Origin of the sequence: Streptomyces sp. SID3343 (assembly GCF_009865215.1) — a bacterium.
Classification (GTDB): domain Bacteria; phylum Actinomycetota; class Actinomycetes; order Streptomycetales; family Streptomycetaceae; genus Embleya.
The window spans coordinates 1-2589 of record NZ_WWJX01001535.1; the positions used below are offsets into that span (position 1 = coordinate 1).

The 2589-nt window shown below is 73.1% G+C and carries 2 protein-coding genes and 1 pseudogene; 2 read left to right on the top strand and 1 reads right to left on the bottom strand.

What is annotated here, in order from left to right; genetic code table 11:
- Positions 1–205: pseudogene (locus GT354_RS49005) on the bottom strand (hypothetical protein); the annotation flags it as partial.
- 122 nt (positions 206–327) lie between these two features.
- Between GT354_RS49005 and GT354_RS49010 the strand changes: the two are divergent.
- Together GT354_RS49010 and GT354_RS49015 are read left to right on the top strand one after the other, a co-directional pair.
- The gene (locus GT354_RS49010) at positions 328–1050 is read left to right on the top strand and encodes a response regulator transcription factor (protein ID WP_161364608.1); all 723 of its coding nucleotides are present in this window, start codon (positions 328–330) and stop codon (positions 1048–1050) included.
- Positions 1040–2589, top strand: a 1550-nt coding sequence (locus GT354_RS49015) for a HAMP domain-containing protein (RefSeq protein ID WP_346012518.1), incomplete at its 3' end; no start/stop codon positions are given. The genes GT354_RS49010 and GT354_RS49015, both read left to right, overlap by 11 nt.

Sequence of the window (2589 nt, forward strand, 5' to 3'; positions counted from 1 at the left end):
CGGCCTGCCCGCCCGAGCCGCCGGAAGCGGCGGCCTGATCCGGGGCCGCAGCGCCGGACGAGGGGAGCGAGGCGATCTGCGGGGAGGACTTCTCGGAGTCGTCGCCGGCGCACGCCGTCAGTACGAGCAGAGCCGCCACGCCGACGGCGGACAGGACCGCCGAACGTGAGCGGCGGCCGGGCGGGAACGGATCGAATCGAGACATGGCCGTGATGCTGTCGACCGGATGTCAGAAACCTGTCAGGACGCCGTCAGGATGGGGTCGGAACCGGGCTGACCTGGGCCCCAGGGCGATCGAGACCGGTCTCGGCACCTACCATCGGCCCCATGTGCGCGCACGTTTTGGTGGCCGAGGACGACGAGAAGCAGGCCCGTTTGGTGCGCCTCTACCTGGAGCGCGAAGGTCACGTGGTCACCGTCGTCCACGACGGTCGCGACGCGATCGACGCGGCCCGAACGCGGCGCCCCGACCTCTTGGTCCTGGACGTGATGATGCCGCGTGTCGACGGTCTGGACGTCACCCGCGTCCTGCGCCGCGAGAGCGAACTGCCGATTCTGATGCTCACCGCGCGCTCGACCGAGGACGACCTGTTGCTCGGCCTGGATCTGGGCGCGGACGACTACCTGACCAAGCCGTACAGCCCGCGCGAGCTGATGGCGCGCGTGCGTACGCTGCTGCGCCGCAGCGGGCGCCCGGCGGGTCCGCCCGATCCGGTCCTGCGGGTCGGCGAGCTCTCGGTGGACCCGCTGCGGCACGAGGTGGCGGTCGCGGGGCGACGCGTGGACTGTACGCCGGGCGAGTTCCGGATCCTGGAGGCGCTGATCACCGAACCGGGCCGGGTGTACACGCGACAGCAACTGCTCGACCAGGCATGCGGGTTCGATCGCTATGTGACCACCCGCACGATCGACGTGCACATCATGAACCTGCGCAGGAAGATCGAGGCCGACCCGCGACGCCCGACGTGTGTGGTGACGGTGTTCGGCGTCGGCTACAAGCTGGCCGATCCCGGCGCCGACGCCCGTGAGGGGCGCGACGGTGGCGCGTAGGGTGCCGCTGCACCGGAGCCTGCTCGTCCGGCTGCTGGCGTCCTCGATCCTGGTCGCGGCGTGCGCGGTGGCGGCGACCGCGTGGCTGGCGGCGCAGACCACCGAGGGGGCGATCCGCGAGGGGCAGAGCCGGATCCTGGCCGACGACACCCGGATCTATCGGACGCTGTCGAGCTACGCGGCGACCCACTCGCACTGGGCCGGGGTCGAACCGATCCTGCGCGAACTGTCCCGCGACACCGGCCGGCGGATCGCGCTGTCGACGCGCGAGGGCGCGCCGATCGCCGACTCCGACGCCGGGCCGGCGTCGCCGTTCACCCGGCCCTCGGCCGTGGTCGACCCGCTCGCGGTCGACGCGGCCCTCGTATCGGTCACCGGCTTCGACCGCATCGACCCCGAGGCGGTGGGACCGTTCCGGCTCACGGACGCCGAACGCGCGCAGTCACGCGCGGACGCCGACGGGGTGGTGCGGTGCCTGCGTACGGCGGGCCGCTCCGGCGACATCGCGCAGCGGCCGAACGGACGCTCGGTCGTCACGATCGTGGGCGGCCCCACCGAGGACGGCGGATCCGCCGGGCCCGAACCCGGAGCCGGCACCCCGGCTCCCGCTCCCCCACCCGACCCACGACGCAGTCCCAGCGTGGTGGCCGAGGGCTCCGGCGAGCGCCCCCAGGCCGGTGACGGCCGGGCCTCGAACGCTGTGCTCGGCGAGCGGTGCGGTCTGGTTCGACTGGACGCGCCGACCGCCACCGAGGCGAAGGCGCTGGGTGAACTCAACGGCCTGCTCGCGGCCTGTCTGGAACGCAGGCAGATCGCGCCGCTCACCCTGGGACTCGACCTGACCTGGGACGAGAACGCCATGCCCGTCGTCGCCCGGGACGTCGCCGCGTGCGTCGACACCGCCCGGCGCGAGCAACTCACCCCCTACGTGGTGCCGGCGACGCTGTTGTACGTGGGCGATCACGACGGCTCCACGGCTCCCGCGTTCGACCTGAGCCGGGCCGACACCGTGCGCATCGCCGGCGTCGCCGCGCTGATCCTGTTGCTCACCGCGGCGGTCACCGGCCTGGTCGCGGCCCGACTGATCCGGCCGCTGACCGCGCTCACCGACGCGGCGGTGCGCATGCGCGACGGCGACGACGCGACGCGGGTGGACCTCACCGCGAACCACGAGATCGGGCGGCTCGCCGAGGCGTTCAACGACATGTCCGAACACCGGCGCCGGATGGAGGAGCAGCGCAAGGAGATGGTCGGCGACGTGGCCCACGAGTTGCGCACGCCGCTGAGCAACATCCGCGGCTGGTTGGAGGCGGTCGAGGACGGCGTCGCGGTGCCGGACCGCGCGTGGACGTCCTCGCTGCTCGAAGAGGCGTTGTTGCTGCAACACGTGATCGACGATCTTCAGGACCTCGCCGAGGCCGACGCGGGCCGGTTGGGTCTGCGGGTGGAAGCGGTGTCGCCGCGCGAGGTGTCGGAGCAGGTCGTGGCGGCGCACCTGGGCCGGGCCGCGGCGGCGGGCGTCGCGCTGACCGTGCGGGG

Excerpts from the sequence above, each read along its gene's own strand:
- GT354_RS49010 (WP_161364608.1), top strand. The coding sequence starts at position 328 with ATGTGCGCGCACGTTTTGGTGGCCGAGGACGACGAGAAGCAGGCCCGT.